20 protein-coding genes are annotated in these 17,570 nt (G+C 37.6%); 19 read left to right on the top strand and 1 reads right to left on the bottom strand.

Features of this window, described 5'->3' with window-relative positions; genetic code table 11:
• The first annotated feature begins 4 nt into the window (after positions 1-4).
• The 12 genes from ACSVDH_RS24445 (at position 5) to ACSVDH_RS24390 (ending at position 10,773) form a co-directional block, all read left to right on the top strand.
• Positions 5-988 carry an alpha-ketoacid dehydrogenase subunit beta gene (locus ACSVDH_RS24445; RefSeq protein WP_299090959.1) on the top strand — a complete coding sequence of 328 codons (984 nt, stop codon included), beginning with the start codon at positions 5-7 and terminating at the stop codon, positions 986-988.
• A 13-nt stretch (positions 989-1,001) separates the two neighbouring features.
• Positions 1,002-2,342, top strand: coding sequence for a dihydrolipoamide acetyltransferase family protein (locus ACSVDH_RS24440; protein ID WP_439252873.1), 1,341 nt, complete (start codon positions 1,002-1,004; stop codon positions 2,340-2,342).
• Positions 2,343-2,354: 12 nt separating this feature from the next.
• Positions 2,355-3,764, top strand: coding sequence for a dihydrolipoyl dehydrogenase (lpdA, locus tag ACSVDH_RS24435; protein WP_439252874.1), 1,410 nt, complete (start codon positions 2,355-2,357; stop codon positions 3,762-3,764).
• A gap of 138 nt (positions 3,765-3,902) precedes the next feature.
• On the top strand, positions 3,903-4,379 hold the full coding sequence (locus tag ACSVDH_RS24430) for a PTS sugar transporter subunit IIA (RefSeq protein WP_439252875.1): 477 nt from the start codon (positions 3,903-3,905) through the stop codon (positions 4,377-4,379).
• A 54-nt stretch (positions 4,380-4,433) separates the two neighbouring features.
• Positions 4,434-5,852, top strand: coding sequence for a PTS galactitol transporter subunit IIC (locus ACSVDH_RS24425; RefSeq protein ID WP_439252876.1), 1,419 nt, complete (start codon positions 4,434-4,436; stop codon positions 5,850-5,852).
• Positions 5,853-5,880: 28 nt separating this feature from the next.
• Positions 5,881-6,159: a PTS sugar transporter subunit IIB gene (locus ACSVDH_RS24420; protein ID WP_439252877.1), complete on the top strand. Its 279-nt coding sequence runs from the start codon at positions 5,881-5,883 to the stop codon at positions 6,157-6,159.
• 118 nt (positions 6,160-6,277) lie between these two features.
• A complete protein-coding gene (locus tag ACSVDH_RS24415; RefSeq protein ID WP_439252879.1) occupies positions 6,278-6,703 on the top strand; it encodes a hypothetical protein in 426 nt (141 codons plus the stop codon).
• 4 nt (positions 6,704-6,707) lie between these two features.
• Positions 6,708-7,733 carry a zinc-dependent dehydrogenase gene (locus ACSVDH_RS24410; RefSeq protein ID WP_439252881.1) on the top strand — a complete coding sequence of 342 codons (1,026 nt, stop codon included), beginning with the start codon at positions 6,708-6,710 and terminating at the stop codon, positions 7,731-7,733.
• A 22-nt stretch (positions 7,734-7,755) separates the two neighbouring features.
• Positions 7,756-8,469, top strand: a complete 714-nt coding sequence (locus ACSVDH_RS24405) for an SDR family NAD(P)-dependent oxidoreductase (protein ID WP_439252883.1) — start codon at positions 7,756-7,758, stop codon at positions 8,467-8,469.
• The gene (locus ACSVDH_RS24400; RefSeq protein ID WP_439252885.1) at positions 8,466-9,200 is read left to right on the top strand and encodes an SDR family NAD(P)-dependent oxidoreductase; all 735 of its coding nucleotides are present in this window, start codon (positions 8,466-8,468) and stop codon (positions 9,198-9,200) included. The genes ACSVDH_RS24405 and ACSVDH_RS24400 overlap by 4 nt, the downstream gene beginning before the upstream one ends.
• A gap of 158 nt (positions 9,201-9,358) precedes the next feature.
• Positions 9,359-10,312: a sugar-binding transcriptional regulator gene (locus tag ACSVDH_RS24395; RefSeq protein ID WP_439252886.1), complete on the top strand. Its 954-nt coding sequence runs from the start codon at positions 9,359-9,361 to the stop codon at positions 10,310-10,312.
• A gap of 125 nt (positions 10,313-10,437) precedes the next feature.
• Positions 10,438-10,773 carry a bh protein gene (locus ACSVDH_RS24390; RefSeq protein WP_299090932.1) on the top strand — a complete coding sequence of 112 codons (336 nt, stop codon included), beginning with the start codon at positions 10,438-10,440 and terminating at the stop codon, positions 10,771-10,773.
• A gap of 102 nt (positions 10,774-10,875) precedes the next feature.
• Here the strand turns inward: ACSVDH_RS24390 and ACSVDH_RS24385 are convergent, their stop codons facing one another.
• Entirely contained in the window at positions 10,876-11,676 is an 801-nt protein-coding gene (locus tag ACSVDH_RS24385; RefSeq protein WP_518617392.1) for a cupin domain-containing protein, read from the bottom strand.
• Positions 11,677-11,953: 277 nt separating this feature from the next.
• Between ACSVDH_RS24385 and ACSVDH_RS24380 the strand changes: the two genes are divergently transcribed.
• From ACSVDH_RS24380 to ACSVDH_RS24350, 7 genes are all read left to right on the top strand, one after another.
• A complete protein-coding gene (locus tag ACSVDH_RS24380; RefSeq protein ID WP_439252890.1) occupies positions 11,954-13,207 on the top strand; it encodes an NAD(P)H-dependent oxidoreductase in 1,254 nt (417 codons plus the stop codon).
• Positions 13,208-13,315: 108 nt separating this feature from the next.
• Complete coding sequence (locus tag ACSVDH_RS24375) at positions 13,316-13,735, top strand: transcriptional regulator GutM (RefSeq protein ID WP_299090922.1); 420 nt, start codon at positions 13,316-13,318, stop codon at positions 13,733-13,735.
• Positions 13,736-13,755: 20 nt separating this feature from the next.
• On the top strand, positions 13,756-14,283 hold the full coding sequence (srlA, locus tag ACSVDH_RS24370; protein WP_439252891.1) for a PTS glucitol/sorbitol transporter subunit IIC: 528 nt from the start codon (positions 13,756-13,758) through the stop codon (positions 14,281-14,283).
• A gap of 18 nt (positions 14,284-14,301) precedes the next feature.
• Positions 14,302-15,318, top strand: a complete 1,017-nt coding sequence (gene srlE / locus ACSVDH_RS24365) for a PTS glucitol/sorbitol transporter subunit IIB (protein WP_299090917.1) — start codon at positions 14,302-14,304, stop codon at positions 15,316-15,318.
• A gap of 44 nt (positions 15,319-15,362) precedes the next feature.
• The gene (locus ACSVDH_RS24360; RefSeq protein WP_299090915.1) at positions 15,363-15,722 is read left to right on the top strand and encodes a PTS glucitol/sorbitol transporter subunit IIA; all 360 of its coding nucleotides are present in this window, start codon (positions 15,363-15,365) and stop codon (positions 15,720-15,722) included.
• A gap of 48 nt (positions 15,723-15,770) precedes the next feature.
• Positions 15,771-16,715: a sugar-binding transcriptional regulator gene (locus tag ACSVDH_RS24355; RefSeq protein WP_439252893.1), complete on the top strand. Its 945-nt coding sequence runs from the start codon at positions 15,771-15,773 to the stop codon at positions 16,713-16,715.
• Positions 16,716-16,852: 137 nt separating this feature from the next.
• The gene (locus ACSVDH_RS24350) at positions 16,853-17,098 is read left to right on the top strand and encodes a hypothetical protein (protein WP_439252894.1); all 246 of its coding nucleotides are present in this window, start codon (positions 16,853-16,855) and stop codon (positions 17,096-17,098) included.
• The last annotated feature ends 472 nt before the right edge of the window (positions 17,099-17,570 follow it).

The raw sequence follows: 17,570 nt of genomic DNA, 5'->3' as shown, positions 1-17,570 counted from the left end.
TAGCATGAGAGAGATTACGTATTTAGAAGCCGTCAGGGAAGCAATGAGTCAAGAAATGAGACAGAACGAGGACGTTTTTATTTTAGGCGAGGATATCGGAGTTTATGGAGGCGCTTTTGGCGTAACCCGTGGAATGATTGAAGAATTTGGGCCTGAGCGTGTCCGTAACACTCCAATATCTGAAGCAGCTATTGCAGGTGGTGCAGTTGGTGCAGCATTAACAGGGATGAGACCAATTTTAGAACTACAATTCTCTGATTTTATTACAATTGCAATGGACCAAATGGTTAACCAAGCAGCTAAGCTCCGCTATATGAACGGCGGGATTGGGAGTGTGCCAATGGTGCTGCGTACACCAGCCGGATCAGGTACAGGTGCGGCGGCACAGCACTCACAAAGCTTAGAGGCTTGGATGGCACATATTCCAGGTCTTAAAGTGATCCAGCCTTCAACAGCTTATGATGCAAAAGGCTTGCTCAAGGCTGCGATAGATGACGATAATCCCGTGATTTTCTATGAGCATAAGCTTCTTTATAAAACGAAAGGTGATGTTCCTGAGGAGCAGTATTCGATTCCGATTGGTAAGGCTGACGTGAAGCGGAAAGGAACGGATGTCACGATTGTCGCAACATCCATTATGGTCCATAAAGCATTGGAAGCAGCTGCAGAGCTTGAAAAAGAGGGAGTTGACGTAGAGATCGTTGATCCAAGAACACTCGTCCCCTTAGATGAAGAAACGATCATTGAATCTGTAAAAAAGACAGGCCGCTTAATCGTAGTTCATGAAGCTGTAAAGCGGGGCGGATTTGGCGGTGAGATTGCAAGCATGATTGCAGAAAGTGAAGCTTTTGACTATCTTGATGCACCTATTAAACGCTTAGGCGGACTTTCAATTCCCATTCCATATAATCCAACTCTAGAAAAAGCGGCAATACCGCAAGTACCAGATATTATCGGAGCTGTAAAAGAAATCGTTCGCTACAAATAAGGAGGGATGATCGATGGCAAAGGAAATTTTCATGCCGAAATTAAGCAGTACGATGGAAGTCGGAACCCTCCTTCAATGGTTTAAAGAAGAAGGGGATCCGGTAGAAATTGGCGAACCGCTGTTTGAAATCATGACAGATAAAATCAATATCGAGGTAGAGTCATATGATGATGGGGTTTTACTAAAAAAATACTTTGATGTGGATCAAGAAATCCCGGTAAATCAAATCATTGGCTATATCGGAGAAGAGAGTGAAGAAGTACCAGCTGAATCACCAGGGATTTCTTCAGATGATTCAAGCGGGGAAGGTTCAAAAGCGACTACAGAGGGAACTGATAACTCAGCTCCGGTTGAAGAAAAACAACTTGTTTCGACTGAAAAGGTAAGGGCAACTCCTGCGGCAAGAAGAGTGGCAAGAGAAAAGAAAATCGCGCTCACTCTTGTAACCGGCAGCGGACCAAATGGCCGTATTCATGAAAAAGATGTGAAGCATATGTCTGAGAATAAGGCAGCAGCTGTAAAAATGACACCGCTCGCTAGAAAAATTGCCCAATCAGAACAAGTGGATGTTTCAAAAATAACGGGTACAGGTAAAAACGGAAAAATCGTAAAAGACGATCTTGTAAATCCCCGAAGAGGTCAGAATGCCGTAGCAGAAACAAATCAATCAAACCGTAAAAAGCTTTCTGGTATGCGAAAAGTGATCGCAGATCGTATGCAAAAAAGCGTAACAACTGCCCCACATGTTACGTTAACAAGTGATATCGATATGACAAAGGTAAAAGAACTACGTGGGCAGCTTTTGCCAACAATCGAGAAACAAACTGGCTATCGTTTATCATTCACTGAAGTCATTATCAAAGCGGCAGGTATGGTTCTCTCACGTTATCCATCTGTTAATGCTTCGATAATCAATGATGAAATTGTGATGAACGAACAAATAAACATTGGCTTGGCAGTTGCACTTGAGGATGGCTTAATGGTACCGGTGTTAAAGGATGTTAATAAAAAAGGATTAAGTACATTAACATCTGAAGCAAAGGATATTGGCAAACGAGCACGTGAGCTCAAATTACTTCCAGATGAGATGAAGGGCTCGACCTTCACGATTAGTAATCTTGGTATGTATGCGATTGATACGTTTACTCCAATTATTAATTTGCCAGAAACAGCGATCTTAGGTGTAGGAAGAATTCAAGATAAGCCGGTTGTGATCAATCAGGAAATTGTGATACGACCAATGATGGCAGTCAGTCTTTCCTTTGATCACCGGGCAATTGATGGTGCTCCTGCCGCTGCATTTTTAACAGAGCTTAAACATGTACTGGAAAATCCATTTGAATTGCTAGTTTAGGAGGTGCAAAGAATGTCAAAAAGCTATGATATTGTCGTTATAGGCGGAGGACCTGGCGGATATGTTTCCGCTATCCAAGCAGCTGAATTAGGGAAAAGCGTAGCGTTGATAGAAGCAGAATTTTTGGGCGGCACCTGTTTAAATCGCGGGTGTATCCCGTCAAAAACATTCCTCAGACATGCGGAAATCATTGAATCGATTGAACAAGCAAAAGCTTGGGGCATTGAAACAGGTGAGCTCACCTTTTCATTTGAGAAAATGAAAAAACGAAAAGATGATGTCATACATCGGTTGCGCAACGGGATTTCCTTCCTAATGAAACAAGGTAAAATTGATGTTTATGAAGGATTTGGCATGATAGAAACCCAAAACCAAATTAAGATTGTCTCAAATGAACAGTATGAGTACATTCAAGCAGATAAAATCATCATTGCTACAGGTTCTACACCAGTCGTACCGGGCATACCTGGACTTGAAGCTGTGCAATTCGATACAAGTGATTCGATTTTTGATTTGCCTAAGATACCAGAGTCGATCACCATTATCGGCGGTGGTGTGATCGGTGTTGAGTTTGCTTGTATTTTTGCCAGCTTAAACACGAACGTAACAATCATCGAAATGGCTGATCGTCTTGTACCGAGTGAAGATAAAGACGCTTCAAAGCTTTTAGAAAAGCAATTAAAGAAAAAAGGCGGGCAGATTTTAACTGGCACTACCGTCGAACGTGTTGAACAAACAGATCAACTCAAACACATCATTTGTACCAACAAAAAAGGTAATGAAAAAATTGTTGAATCAGAAATCTTGATTGTGTGTATTGGTAGAAAGCCCAATCTCTCTGCTATAGCACAAATAAAGCTTGAAATGGACGGACCATTTATCAAAGTTAATGAAAAAATGGAAACAAGTTTAGCAAATGTTTATGCAGTAGGGGATGTCGTGGGAGGTTATCAGCTGGCACATGTAGCAAGCGCTGAAGGTATTGTTGCGGCAAATAATGCTTCAGGTGTTGCTGACACAATTGATTATAAAGTTGTCCCTCGTTGCATCTATACACTTCCTGAAATCGCTAGCGTTGGTATGACAGAAGATGAAGCACGTGGAAAAGGCCTTGCAGTCATAACGGAAAAATTTGATCACGTTGGTAGCGGAAAGGCCCTTACCATCGGCGAAACATCGGGCTTCACAAAGATTGTCTACGAAGAAAAATACGGAGAGATCATCGGAGTAACAATGGTTGGACCACATGTAACGGAAATGATTTCAGAAGCTTCAGCTTTTATGTATTTAGAAGGAACCGTAGATGAAGCAGCTAAAATGATCCATCCTCACCCAACGGTATCTGAAACCTTTTATGAAGCAGCGCTGAATCTAGCGAATAAGGAAAGAAAGAAACGAAAAGAAATAGTGAAAACTACTTGATTGAATTTTAAGAATATTTTATAATTATTACAAAAGTAACATGTCAGAACAAATGTAAATGATGTTCTGACATGTTATGATAAAGAGTTTTTGAAAAGAGTATAGTAAGAAATATTTTTGAGTAAAGGGGAGGAATAAATGGGGGAGTTATTTTGTTTAGATCAACAAGTTGTTTTTTTAGATGTTGAAGCAGAAAAAAGTGAAGAAGTCATTACGTTTCTTTATAAAAAATTGAAAGATTTAAACTATGTAAAAGAATCATTTCTACAGGCTATCTTGGAAAGAGAAAATGTTTATCCAACAGGATTGCCATTGGCAAATATGGGGGTAGCTATTCCACATACAGACCCTGAACATATTGTCAGCCCCATGATTTCGTTCGCTAAATTGTATAAACCGGTACAATTTCAAATGATGGGAAATCCAGGGGAAACCGTTGATGCCGATATCGTATTTATGTTGGCGATCAAAGAACCAGAAAATCAACTTGTGATGTTAGAAAGACTAATGGGGGTTTTTCAAAACGAAGAAACGATGTCACGATTACAAGATGCAAAAAGTGCTGAAGCAGTAACAAATATACTTAATAAAGAACTAAATCGAGTAAGTGTTTAGAGATGTTAAGGGCGTCAAAAATGTAAGCGCTCTCTATATTGAGGAGGTGGATGAATGATTAAACAGGCTGTTGATTTTGTTTTGGATTTGGGTCCTACAATCATGCTTCCGATTATTATGACGATTTTTGGAATGCTGCTTAAACAAGGGTTTAAAAAGTCATTTACAGCAGGTGTAACAATCGGAATTGGGTTTGTAGGTGTGAATCTCGTTATTGGTCTTTTAACTAGTGCTCTTGGGCCTGCCGCACAAGCTATGGTGACTTCTTTAGGTCTAAATTTGGATATTTTAGATGTCGGCTGGCCAATTGGGGCTGCAATATCATTTGGAACACCAGTTGCACCACTTATGATTCCATTAGTTTTACTTTTAAATGTAGTGATGCTTTCACTAAATGTAACCAAGACACTTAATGTAGATATTTGGAACTTTTGGCATTTAATCTTTGCGGCATCTGTAACCTATTATGCCTATGACAACATGGTTTTAGCATTAGTAGTGGGACTAATTGTGTCAGCTATTACGCTTAAATTAGCTGATTGGACCGCACCTGCAGTCGAGCATCATTTCGGATTAAAAGGTGTTTCAATGGCTCATTCTGAAACAGTTAATTTTGCACCGATTACGTATGCTAGTAATCGAATACTCGATAAAATTCCAGGTATAAATAAACTTCATGCTGATCCAGAAACATTAAGTAAAAGATTTGGACTTTTTGGAGAACCGCTTGTTATGGGGTTAGTACTAGGGATGATTATCGGTTTACTTGGTGGATATGATGTGAAAGGCGTATTAATGCTGGGAGTTCAAATGGCAGCGGTATTAATTTTAATGCCTAGAATGGTTGCTTTATTAATGGAAGGGCTTATTCCAATTTCCGAAGGTGCCAGGGAAATGATTAATAAAAGGTTTCCAGGAAAGGATGTCTATATCGGATTAGATACAGCAATCGTAATTGGCACACCATCAAACATGGCCGTTGCGTTAATTATGGTCCCAATTACCATTCTTCTGGCTGTTACCCTTCCATACAATGGAATGTTGCCGTTTGCAGATTTCTCTGTGTTGCCATTCACAGTTGTCTGGGCGGTTGCAGCCGCAAGAGGAAATATCATTAGGGGGATCATTAATAGTATCGTAACGTTAATGATTGTATTCTTTATAGCTACCAATCTTGCAGACTTGGCAACCACGATGGGCAGGGCTGTTGGATTTGACTTCCCAGAAGGAGCTACCAGCATTTCTGGCATCGATTTAGGATCACATGTTATTCCATGGATTATTGTTCGCTTATTAGATCCAAGTAATCCATATTTTATAGGTGCTATTATTGCTGCAATTGCCTATGCATTACTATGGTTTTGGGTTCGGAATGATATCAAAAAACAATATGCAAAACAGATGGGATTGGATCCAATAACATTAAAGGCTGAGCAAGTAATTGAGGCTAACGAAAATACAAAGAGTCTATAAAAGAAAATGAGGAATGGAGGAAACAAACATGGCAAAACGTATTTTAGTATCTTGTGGTACAGCAGTTGCAACTTCAACAGTAGTAGCAAAAAAGGTAGAGGAGGTTTTAAAGAGTAAAGGGTATGACGTGGTAGTTGAACAATGTAAAGCTTCAGAGGTCCCATCTAAGGCTGAACGAGCAGACCTTATTGTGACAACTACACCAGTAAGCGGGGTAGGAAGTAAGCCTGTTATTCATACACTTTCTTTCCTTACAGGGGTAGGAGTAGATGAGGATATTAAAAAAATTATCGAATATCTTGATTAATATTTGCTTCATAGTAGTGGAAAGCCATTTATAAACCAAGGTGCTCGGTCTGCTAAGGAAAAGGAGTTTACTTAGTTTGGACCTGAGCACCGTTTAGAATAAAACTGGAGGAATGGTCATGAAAAAATATGTTTATAGCAAACCAGTTCTTTGGGTTTCTATTATTTTGCCTGTATTTTTAATGATGGGCTTATTTCTTTGGGCCATTTATCGAAGTTTAATGGAAGGTCCTCTTCCATTCTATCAGTTACTTATCATCACGATGCCGCTTCTTTTGTTATCAACATTAATGGGACTTCATAATCCTTCTTCTGTTACCGTTACAACCAATTCAATTATCTTTGAGGGGTTCGGCAGAAAGCATGAATATCTTTGGGAGGACATTGAAGGTTTGTCAGTAAAAAATTATGGATATGCTGGAAAATCCTTTATAAGAATTGGGAAATATCGTTTATTCGGAGGAAGGTATTGGATATCGAACAAAATGCATGGCTATAAGGAGCTGCTGAACTTTTTACAAACAAAATTTGGCCAATTGGGGTGAAAGAATGAAGGCTGCTGTTTATTATGACAAAGGTGACTTTCGATTTCAAGAGATGCCTCTTCCATTAATAAAAGAAGATGAAGTTTTACTCAAAATGCATGCCTGTGGCTTATGTGGAACAGATATTCATAAGGCTTTGGAGAAGACAGTACCTCCTAAAACCGTACTAGGACATGAGGTTTCAGGAGAAATTGTCAAGATTGGAAGTGAAGTAGATGGTTATCAGGTTGGTGACAGGGTATTTGTTGCACACCATGTTCCTTGTTTTACATGCCATTATTGTAGAAAAGGATCTTATAGCTTATGCCCGCAATTTAAGCAAACAAATCTTGATCCTGGAGGATTTTCAGAATATATACGAGTCCCGTCATTACATGTTAAACATACAATGGGAAAAATTCCAGAGGATTTGAGCTATGAAGAAGGTGCCTTGGTTGAGCCAATTGCATGTTGCCTTCATGGGTTTGAGTCCATATTGTTTCAGCCTGGTGATTCAGTACTTATTATGGGTGCTGGTCAAATTGGTTGTATGCAAGTCCAAATTGCAAAGTATTTAATGGCAGGAAAAATAATGGTAAGTGATATTAACCCATATCGCTTAAATAAATCGTTAGAATTTGGTGCAGATTATGCGATTGATAGCAAGAATGAGGATGTCGTTCAACAGATCATGGATATAACAGATGGATTGGGCGTAAATATTGTGATCATTTCAGCAGGGATCCAGTCCCTTTTGCCTCAAGCGATGGAATGTGTAGCAAGGGGAGGAACCATATTAGTTTTTGCTCCATTTAAAAACGAATTGGTTCCGGTACAAGCAGCACGATTCTTTAATGATGAAGTTAAGATTATTGGCTCCTATTCCTCTAATCCATATAATTATCAGGTTGCTTTGGAAATGTTAAGAAATCGAGTATTTGATGTTGAAAAAATGGTGACTCATCGCTTTTCTCTAGCCCAGCTAAACGAGGCGATCGAATGTGCACATGATCCTAGTGAACAGATTCTAAAGGTGTTAATAAAACCATAATCTACAAATAATGGAGGGTGCCATGTATCATTTCAATTTGAATAATAAAGTAGCACTGGTCACAGGTGTGGCAGATCATCTCGGTATCGAGATTTGTGAAATACTTGAAAAAGCAGGTGCTAATGTATGGCAACACCAATTTAATGAAGACCATTTGGTTGAGGAGATTTTTACTAAACTTCGCATTGATGGTAGTAAAATACAAACAATAACAGGTGATTTAAGAACTCCTTACACAGTAAAATCCTTAATCGGAGAGATATTGGATAAGAGTGGAAAAATAGATATCCTCATTAATTTATCAGAGATTGCTTCTCCAAGATCTTTACACGAATTAACACCTGAGGAATGGCTAGATACTTTTGCGGTTAATTTAGATGTTCCGTTTTTATGTTGCCAGGAGATTATACCTTTAATGGTGGAAAATGGAGGAGGAGTTATTGTTAATATTTCCTCCCAAGCAGCTGAGACAGGAGGAATAGGTCCCCATTATGCGTCAACAAAAAGTGCTCTAGACGCGTTAACAAAAGGGATATTAAGAGAATATAAAGAAAAAGGAGTTAGGGTCAATACCATTTCTCCTTCTGTTCAACTTCATGATGAATCCTTATCGGAACAGATAAAAATGAACATCAGAGCAACAATAGCCAATATGATTTTACTTTTAAGCTCATCCTCTACATGTTTGGTAAATGGGGAAACTCTTTTTATAGGCAAGGAGGCCACCATAAAATGAAGAATGTTTTAGTTATCGGGGGAGCGGCTGGTATTGGTAAGGACATTGCTTTGAGTTTCGTAATGGAAGGCAATACGGTGGCGATTGCTGACATTAATAAACAGGCTCTTACCAAAATGAAGAATGAATATGGAAAGGAAAATAAACTTTTTGTTTTTGAAGCAGATGCTAGCGAATGGAAGAGCATTGAAGATTTAGCAAAGCAAGTAAAGGAGCAAATTGGAACAATCGATCTTCTGGTCTACTCAGCAGGGATTACAAAGCGAATAAAATTTGAAGAAATTGATTGGGAAACGTGGAAGAAGACGATGGCCGTTAATTTGCATGGTTTATTTTATAGTATAAAGTCATTTTATCCTATTTTAGAATTTGGTGGCAGTGTCGTCATTATAGGGTCGGGTTCTGCCATAACAGGATCCGGCGGTGGAATCCACTATGCCTCTTCTAAAGGGGGAGCATTCGGATTCATAAGATCATTAGTAACAGATTTAGGTAAGTTGGGGATAACTATTAATGTTTTGGCACCGAGAGTGATTGAATCTGAAATGCTTGATTCACTATATCCTTCACATGAAGCGAAGCAACAATTAACAAATGAAATTCCTATCGGGAGATTGGGAAAGCCTTCCGATATTACGAGTGCTGTTAAATATTTATGCAGTGATCAAGCTAAATACATTCATGGGCAAGTTATCTTATTAGATGGCGGGAGAACGTATAAAAGCTCCTAATATAGAACAGCAATAAGAGATGAAGTTCACCTCCCTATTTATTAAAAGAGAGGTGTTTTCTGTTTTTGGTATAAAAACACACTCTTACCATAGCAGTCCAACCAGTAAATACGATATGATAGAACTAAAACATATAATTAAAGGCTTGAGGTGAAGCTATGCTAAGCTGGGAAGAAAGAAGACAGCTAGTGAAAACGGCTAGCTTGTATTATATAGAAGGATTAACTCAGGAGCAGATTGCGAAAAGGGTTGGAGTATCAAGGCCTGTTATCTCGAAGCATCTGCAAAAGGCTAAGGAATACGGAATAGTCGAAGTGTTTATTAAGGATGAAAGCTTACATACAGTTGAGCTTGAAAACAAACTTGAGACAAGATTTAACTTAAAGGACGCTGTCGTTGTTCCAAATGCAAGTTCCAAAGAGCTAAGCAAAAAAGCAGTCGGTCAGGCAGCAGCAAACTACGTATCCAAAAATTTAAAGCGTGTAAAAAAGATAGGAATCAGCTGGGGAACGACGTTAGCGGAGTTTGTGAAGGAATACCCGTTTGAAAGAAGAGAGCATATGAAAATTGTCCCATTAGTAGGAGGAATGGGAAGTCAGCATGTTGAAATTCATGCTAATCAATTAGCTTATGAATTGGCGAAAAAAATGAATGCAGCGTGCTCGTATCTTTATGTCCCGGCTTTTATTGAGTCTGGGGAATTAAAAGAACGGTTAGTCGATATGACAGACGTTAAATATGTCCTTGAAGAAGGAAAAAATGTTGATATGGCTATTGTCGGCATTGGAAACCCATATCATGATTCCATCCTAGAAAAAATCGGTTACTTAACAGCAAAAGAATTAGAGGAATTTAAAAAGGTGGAAACCGTGGGTGATATCTCATCCCGCTTTGTCGATATAAATGGAAGGTTAATCAATCACCCTATAAATGATAAGGTGATTGGAATAACCTTGGAAGAACTAAAGGAAATTGATGATGTTATTGCTGTGGCAGAAGGATTAAATAAAGTTGAAAGTATTTTAGGAGCACTAAATAGCCACTGCCTTGACGTGTTAATCATTGATGAATCAACAGCAGCAGCTCTTTTAGAAAGAGTGGGGGACCTATAGTATAATAACCATGACAAAGATTCGCTTTATTGTATAGCGTTAGTTTTAATGTTTAGTATTAGTGTAGGGAGATATCGCGAAATAAAGTTTTACTTTAGCAATTGATGAAAAAGGGGCGATAAACATTGAAAAGATCTGAGATGGATGCTAATCTTTTTTGTATTTATTGCAATGATGAGACACCACATGTGCTCGTATATCTTAATGATGAAATTACCAGAATTGAATGCAAGGAATGTCATCATATCGTTGAGCTGAAGGTGGATATTATGAAAGAATTTTACAAAGAGATATATGAACGCGTCTCAACAAAGCCATCTCGAATAACGAGTGAGTATAAGAAGGATCTAAGCAGCTTTTTATCGAAACTCCCAATAAGAATTGCCAGCAAACCTTATCGGTTAATGCATGATTTAAACGAATCAAGAAAAATAATTAGAAAGTACAAGAAAAAGCAATAATTAATTTTTAATAAAAAATAATCCACCAGTTTTGAACAAAAAAACGGTGGATTATTTTATGTATCCTTGTTTCAGTTAAACGAACAATCCAAGTTGGCTTTATTATTTTCCTCCTTGTAACCATTCTTTTATTTCATCCGTCGTCTCAATCACCTGTTTATCGTTTCCTGGCGGTGTTTTAACGAAAAAAATCTCGGTACCTGGTTGTGAACGTTGTGCATACTTAATTCCAGGAGGTGTCACATAAAAGTCGCCTTGTTTAAAGGTATATACTTCTCTGGTTTCTACATCTATATATTCGGTCATCCCTTTCACAATAAACTGATATTCATAAGCTTGTGTATGATAATGCGGAAATTCGCTAATATATTCATCATATGAAGTAATCCCAATCTCCAACTTTTCATCTTCGATATAATCAAGCTCTTGAGGGCGTGATAACCTTCCTACTAAGTACTGTCTACTTGTATTTTCCAATGATTTTACTATTTGTTCTCCTCTAATAATTTGAATTTGCTTTTTCATCTTACTTCCTCCTTGTAAACGATTCTCTGATATTTTTGAAATAGGTTCCATTATAAATTTATTTAAAAAGGAAATCTGGAATTTCGCTGATAAATCGAAAAAATAGCCGATAAAATTGGAATTTCGCTGATAAATCGAAAAAATAGCCGATAAAATTGGAATTTCGCTGATAAATCGAAAAAATAGCCGATAAAATTGGAATTTCGCTGATAAATCGAAAAAATAGCCGATAAAATTGGAATTTCGCCGATAAATTGTAAAAAATCGCCGATATACCGGAATTTCACGATAAAACAAATGGCCAATAGCATAAAACTCCTCTGATAGCTTAAGTTTACCAGAGTAGCCCTTTAAGAACGCTGCCTTAGCTTCCTGCAATTTATAAACACTCTTAAAAATATGTATGAATGAAACCCGCCTACATCATATTTTTACCCCTTCACCTATATTATTTCAAATTTTATTGTTGACAACCCTTTCATTTCATTTTAGAATGAACACATAACCAGTAGCAAATGATAATGATTGTAACATATGTTACAAATTAATTATTTTTGTTCTTAAAAGGAATAATTGTTATGTAAGTTTTAAAAGTGTTATTGAGATTAACAAAAGTTATATATTTTTGATTTACACAAAGGGAGGATATTAGAATATGTCTATTTATCAACAGCTTTTAGAAAGAGAACGTGCGAATGAACCAATTAAAGTAGGAGTCATCGGTGCTGGACAAATGGGTTTTGGAATGATTGCTCAAATTTCTACGATTCCTGGGATGAGTGTTACAGGAATTAGTGATATCAATTTAGAGGCAGCAAAAAGAGCCGAAGATTTCTATCTATCACATTCAGCAAGAAAAGAATCAATCGTTGTATCAAATGATTTTCGTGAAGTGATTCATTCTCCAAATGTTGAAGTAATTGTTGATGCTACTGGTGTTCCAGAAGTTGGAGCTAATATTTCTTTAGAGGCTTTAACAGCTAAAAAACACCTTGTTTTATTAAATGTTGAAGTCGATATCACAATCGGTTCCATCATGCATCAACAATTTAAAAATGCTGGCTTGGTTTACACAGGGTCAGCAGGTGATGAGCCAGCAGCAACACTTGAGTTATATGAGTTTGCGAAAACAATGGGTATGGAAGTTTTAGTTGCTGGTAAAGGAAAGAATAACAAATTACGAGTTACAGCAAATCCAGATACAGCAAGAGAAGAAGCTAAAAAGAATAAAATGGCAGCACATATGCTGGCTGCGTTCCAAGATGGTACGAAAACGATGGCGGAAATGAACTTATTGTCCAATGCGATTGGATTTGTTCCAGATGTTGTTGGAATGCATGGTATTGCTGGGGATCTTGATTCCGTATTAAAAGATTTAGATCTTAAAGAAAAAGGCGGAGTTTTAAGTCAATATGGTGTAGTTGAATATGTAGACGGTCTGGCACCTGGGGTATTTGTCATTGTAAAGGGACAAAATGAAGGTGTAGCACATGAATTAAATTATTTGTTGAAAAAAGGTGAAAGAGACCATCACATTCTATATCGCCCATATCACTTAGCAAGTTTAGAAACACCAATTACAATCGCAAAGGCTGTTTTACAACATGATTCATCGATTCATCCGTTAGGTGCACCGGTATCAGATACGGTTACGGTTGCAAAACGTGATATTAAAGCAGGAGAAACATTAGATGGTATTGGCGGTTATTCTGTACGCGGTGTTCTTGAAACACATCAAGAAATGAAGCGTAACGGACATATTCCAATCGGCCTCATCAGCGGAAAGGTTGTTGCGAAAAGGGATATTCGTCAAGGTCAATTCCTTACAACTGACGATGTTGAATTAGATCATTCAACAACAGTTTGGAAGCTGAGAGCGCTTCAAGATACGTTATTCCCAACAGTTTAAGGGAAAGTACAATCGTATTGTAAAACTATAAAGGGTGTTGCAAGCCAAATCTTTTCATCAGTTTTGTAACACCTTTTAGAAAACATAAATGAGGGGTGGATGCTCTTTATGAAAATTGCCATTATTCTCTGTTGTTTATTAGTCATTCAATATGCCCTAACCTTTATACAAGTACGTTATTATCGAAAAAGTATGGATAAGATTGTAAGCCGTTACACTCAGAAAGAGGGATATTATTTGTTTTCTGGTATGGAAAGACGGCAATTCCGCCCTGGAGCGATTGCGATGCTAGTGGTGGACAATCAATATATTATTCAAGAATGTCATGTCGTAAATGGTTTTTCGGTATTATCAAAGTTTAAAGAGTTGGAGAAATATAAAGGACAGCATGTAGGAGCTGTACTAGATAGTGTTCAAGAAAATAGCGGGGAGAAGCGCAAAAAAATGCCAGCAATCAGTTCAGCTCTTGCAAAAGCTGCTGAAAATGCCTTGTTGTCGATATCGAAAAAAAATATCTCCATGGTTTAATGGGAAGGAGTGTTTAAATAATGGAATGGATTCAATGGTTTGGTGAACATTTTATTGGAATGTTTAATGCTGGTGGAAAACAATTTATGAGTCTATTAACTGGCATTGTTCCAACGTTAGTTGTTTTATTAACATTTACGTATGCTGTTATTAAATTTGTTGGGGAAGATAGAGTTAATAAAGTTATTCAATTCGCTGCTAAATATATGATCTTACGATATACGTTAATGCCAATCTTATCAATCTTGTTATTAACGAATCCAATGGCTTATACATTTGGTCGTTTTGTTCCAGAAAAACAAAAACCAGCCTTTTTTGATTCTTTAGTATCCTTCTTACATCCAGTTACAGCGTTATTTCCGTATGCTAATGCTGGTGAGCTCTTTGTTTATTTGGGAATCGCCAATGGTTTAGCGGAAGCAGGCTATTCGATGTCAGAACTTGCGGTTCGTTACTTCTTAGTCGGGATTGTCATTATGTTGATGCGCGGAGTAATCACAGAGTTGATTACAAAATATCTTGCTAGAAAAATGGAAGCGAATTCTTAATTACGAGGAGGTATCATCATGACACAACGAGCAATTTTTGTTGATAAAGGTTCAGGCGGTTGGGGAGTCGGTCTTAGAATTGAACCGAAAGGAAAAAAAGTAAAGGTTGTTTCCATTACAGGTGGCGGAATTCACCCTGTTGCCAAGAAAATTGCAGAGTTATCAGGAACGGAAGCTGTCGATGGCTTCAAAAACTCTGTACCTGAAGATGAGATGATGTGCGTTGTTATTGACTGTGGAGGAACAGCAAGAATCGGTCTATATCCAATGAAGCGTATTCCAACAGTGGATATTTTGCCTTCTTCTCCATCTGGCCCGTTAGCAAAACACATTACAGAAGATATATTTGTATCAGGTGTAACGGAGAAAGAAATTAAACTAGCTGACGAAGCAACAGTTGTAACAAGCCAGCAAGAAGAAGCAGAAACTCCTAAGTTTGATACTAAGGATAAAGAAAGCTTTAAAGAAAACTATGAGAAGTTAAAGAAAGAAAATCGAGAAAGCAATGATAATTTCTTAATGAAATTTTCAAGAGGCATTGGAAAGGTTACTGGAACATTCTATCAAGCAGGCCGTGATTCCGTAGACATGTTGATTAAAAACATTATTCCTTTTATGGCATTTGTCAGTATGTTAATTGGAATCATCAATTACACTGGAATCGGTGATGTGATTGCGAATTTCCTATCACCATTGGCAGGTTCACTTTGGGGCTTAATCGTCATTGTTTTTGTTTGTACCTTGCCATTTTTATCTCCAGTGCTTGGTCCTGGTGCCGTCATTGCACAAGTAATTGGGGTGTTGATTGGTACGCAAATAGCTGCAGGAAACATTCCGCCGCAGTTTGCCCTTCCAGCATTATTTGCTATAAATGGGCAGGTTGGTGCGGACTTCGTACCGGTTGGTTTATCATTAGGTGAAGCAAAACCGGAAACCGTTCAATATGGGGTGCCTGCTGTATTGTACAGTCGCTTAATCACAGGTGTACTTGCTGTTGTCATCGCTTATGTTGCGAGTTTTGGAATGTATGAGTAAACTTTTAATAGTGTAGAATGCTATCTAAAAATGGAGGAATGAACATGTATAAAAGTATAGTAAAAGAAATTGGAGCATTAGCCTTATCATTTGAAGAAGAAAAAATTGTCATCTTATTTGGTCCTCAAGCACCTCAAGAACTAAAAGAAGTAGCTGTTATTCATGAATTCGAAGAAGATAGCTCAGATGAACCAATTAAGGTTGGAGGCATTCTTCAAGTAGATGATCAACAATTTACCATTACAGCAGTAGGCTCAGCAGCAAACAATAATCTAAAGGAACTTGGTCATATTTCAATTTATTTCTCAGAGCCAGCTGAACAAGTTCTTCCAGGAGCTGTATTTGCAAGTCCTTATGAGCTTCCAAAATTTAAAGATGGCAGTGTAATAGAATTTAAAGGGTAATGTCACCTAGACATGAATTGAAAAGAACGGAATAAAGGGGGTGCTGATTTGTCCTTTTTTGAAGATAGAAGATTGCTTGTAAAAATTGCACATATGTACTATGAGGAGGGGGCTACTCAATCACAGATTGCCGACGAAATTGGGGTAAGCCGTTCGCTGATCTCGAAATACCTCTCCAAAGCCCGAGAGCTTGGGATTGTGGAAATTATTATTCACGACGATACCATTCACCCCTTTAGACAGCTTGAAGGAAAGATTGAACGGTTATATGGGCTGCGTGAAGTGGTTTGTGTTCCAAACCTTGGTAATGAATCATCAAAGGCTCGAGTAGGAGCTGCAGCGGGTAAATATCTGCTAAGAGTCATCCGGGATGGACAAACCATTGGAGTTTCGTCTGGAACGACGATACATGAAATGGTAGAAGCGATTTCTACCAACCAGCAATTTCCAACTGTTACGTTTGTCCCGCTAGTTGGCGGAATGGGAAATGAGCGGGTTGATATTCATGCCAATCATATAGCAGCTACGTTTGCTGAAAGAATGCAAGCTCAATATAAGCTCCTCCATGCTCCGGTTGTTGTAGATTCGAAAGAAGCGAAAGAAATCTTTATGAGGCAAACCTCAATCCAGAATATCTTTTCTTTAGGTACGAAAGCGAATATAGCGATTGTAGGGATTGGCGGAACTCCTGAACATTCGACAATGGTAAAGTCCTATTTAGGGCAGGAGCATCAAGAATATTTTGATCAATCAGATGTAGTCGGAGATATTTGTTATAACTTTATCAATGAGCATGGACAGGCATCAAATGTGTCATGGAATGAAAAAGTTATTGCTTTGGAAGTAGAGAAACTAAAAGATATTCCGCTAGTTGTTGGAGTAGCTTGCGGAGTGGAAAAAGTTAAGGCGATAAAGGCATCATTGGAAGGGAAACTAATAGATGTTCTTGTTACTGATGAGCAAACGGCAAAAGCCTTATTAGAGGAAGCATAGCTTTATTATGGGACGAAATAATGTTATCGTCCCATTCTAATTTTTTTGGAAAATTTTTTTAACGACAATTAACTGAATATTCAGTTATAATAGAACTACTAAATATAGGAAAGCTAGAAATAGGGAGGAAGAATAAAATGACGACGAGATACAACCTGATTTTACGTAATAAAGTTTATGTGGTTGATTTTGCACGTCCAAAAGAATCGAACGAAGCGCTGCTCGATTTCTTTTCTGATGTTCAAAAGATAGATAATAATATAGAATGTTTAGATCAGATCATCACAAAAATGAGAGGTAGAAATGTTGTTGATCATGATATTGTGCAACTTGCAAAAACGTATGAAAAAAATCTAGAGGAGCGGTTGAATTTTATCGATTGATCGATAAACTTTGCCGTTCTCATTTGTTATTTCCTCTTTTCATCAACTCCAAAATGAACTTCAACGATTTTTTGACAAGGTGAATTAGAAACCATCCAAGTAATTGAAAAATCATAGTTTTTGCGAACTTTGCAGTAAGGAAATGTATTCTAGGTGAATGAAAGACGAAATTAATCAATAAAATCCCTTGAGAATATCTAATTTTCAAGGGATTATTTTATTGATTTTTCCAATCTGTGGATTTTTTGAAAAACATCATAAATTCTCATGCAGTTGCAATAAATAATTTACAATTGCTTATTATCCTGTTTTTATAATTAAAATCTATTTGATTAATTACTAGACAGGCAATAAAAGTTTTTGAGTTCAATGAAAAGATTTCTCCTCTACTGGAAAGCTCGTAATAAATCATATCAGCCACTGTATTTGCTCCTATAGCATTTTATTTATCCATTTTTGTCATTTTTTAAAT

It is taken from the genome of Metabacillus sp. Hm71, from assembly GCF_051842955.2.
Lineage (GTDB): Bacteria > Bacillota > Bacilli > Bacillales > Bacillaceae > Metabacillus.
The sequence above is the reverse complement of the archived record's forward strand: the minus strand, read 5'-3'. Positions and strand labels throughout refer to the sequence as shown.

Coding starts and splice junctions, on each gene's coding strand:
- ACSVDH_RS24380 (WP_439252890.1), top strand. CDS start 11,954: ATGTCTATTTATCAACAGCTTTTAGAAAGAGAACGTGCGAATGAACCA.
- ACSVDH_RS24425 (WP_439252876.1), top strand. CDS start 4,434: ATGATTAAACAGGCTGTTGATTTTGTTTTGGATTTGGGTCCTACAATC.
- ACSVDH_RS24440 (WP_439252873.1), top strand. CDS start 1,002: ATGGCAAAGGAAATTTTCATGCCGAAATTAAGCAGTACGATGGAAGTC.
- srlA (WP_439252891.1), top strand. CDS start 13,756: ATGGAATGGATTCAATGGTTTGGTGAACATTTTATTGGAATGTTTAAT.
- ACSVDH_RS24360 (WP_299090915.1), top strand. CDS start 15,363: ATGTATAAAAGTATAGTAAAAGAAATTGGAGCATTAGCCTTATCATTT.
- ACSVDH_RS24420 (WP_439252877.1), top strand. CDS start 5,881: ATGGCAAAACGTATTTTAGTATCTTGTGGTACAGCAGTTGCAACTTCA.
- ACSVDH_RS24405 (WP_439252883.1), top strand. CDS start 7,756: ATGTATCATTTCAATTTGAATAATAAAGTAGCACTGGTCACAGGTGTG.
- srlE (WP_299090917.1), top strand. CDS start 14,302: ATGACACAACGAGCAATTTTTGTTGATAAAGGTTCAGGCGGTTGGGGA.
- lpdA (WP_439252874.1), top strand. CDS start 2,355: ATGTCAAAAAGCTATGATATTGTCGTTATAGGCGGAGGACCTGGCGGA.
- ACSVDH_RS24410 (WP_439252881.1), top strand. CDS start 6,708: ATGAAGGCTGCTGTTTATTATGACAAAGGTGACTTTCGATTTCAAGAG.
- ACSVDH_RS24395 (WP_439252886.1), top strand. CDS start 9,359: ATGCTAAGCTGGGAAGAAAGAAGACAGCTAGTGAAAACGGCTAGCTTG.
- ACSVDH_RS24375 (WP_299090922.1), top strand. CDS start 13,316: ATGAAAATTGCCATTATTCTCTGTTGTTTATTAGTCATTCAATATGCC.
- ACSVDH_RS24400 (WP_439252885.1), top strand. CDS start 8,466: ATGAAGAATGTTTTAGTTATCGGGGGAGCGGCTGGTATTGGTAAGGAC.
- ACSVDH_RS24415 (WP_439252879.1), top strand. CDS start 6,278: ATGAAAAAATATGTTTATAGCAAACCAGTTCTTTGGGTTTCTATTATT.
- ACSVDH_RS24430 (WP_439252875.1), top strand. CDS start 3,903: ATGGGGGAGTTATTTTGTTTAGATCAACAAGTTGTTTTTTTAGATGTT.
- ACSVDH_RS24350 (WP_439252894.1), top strand. CDS start 16,853: ATGACGACGAGATACAACCTGATTTTACGTAATAAAGTTTATGTGGTT.
- ACSVDH_RS24445 (WP_299090959.1), top strand. CDS start 5: ATGAGAGAGATTACGTATTTAGAAGCCGTCAGGGAAGCAATGAGTCAA.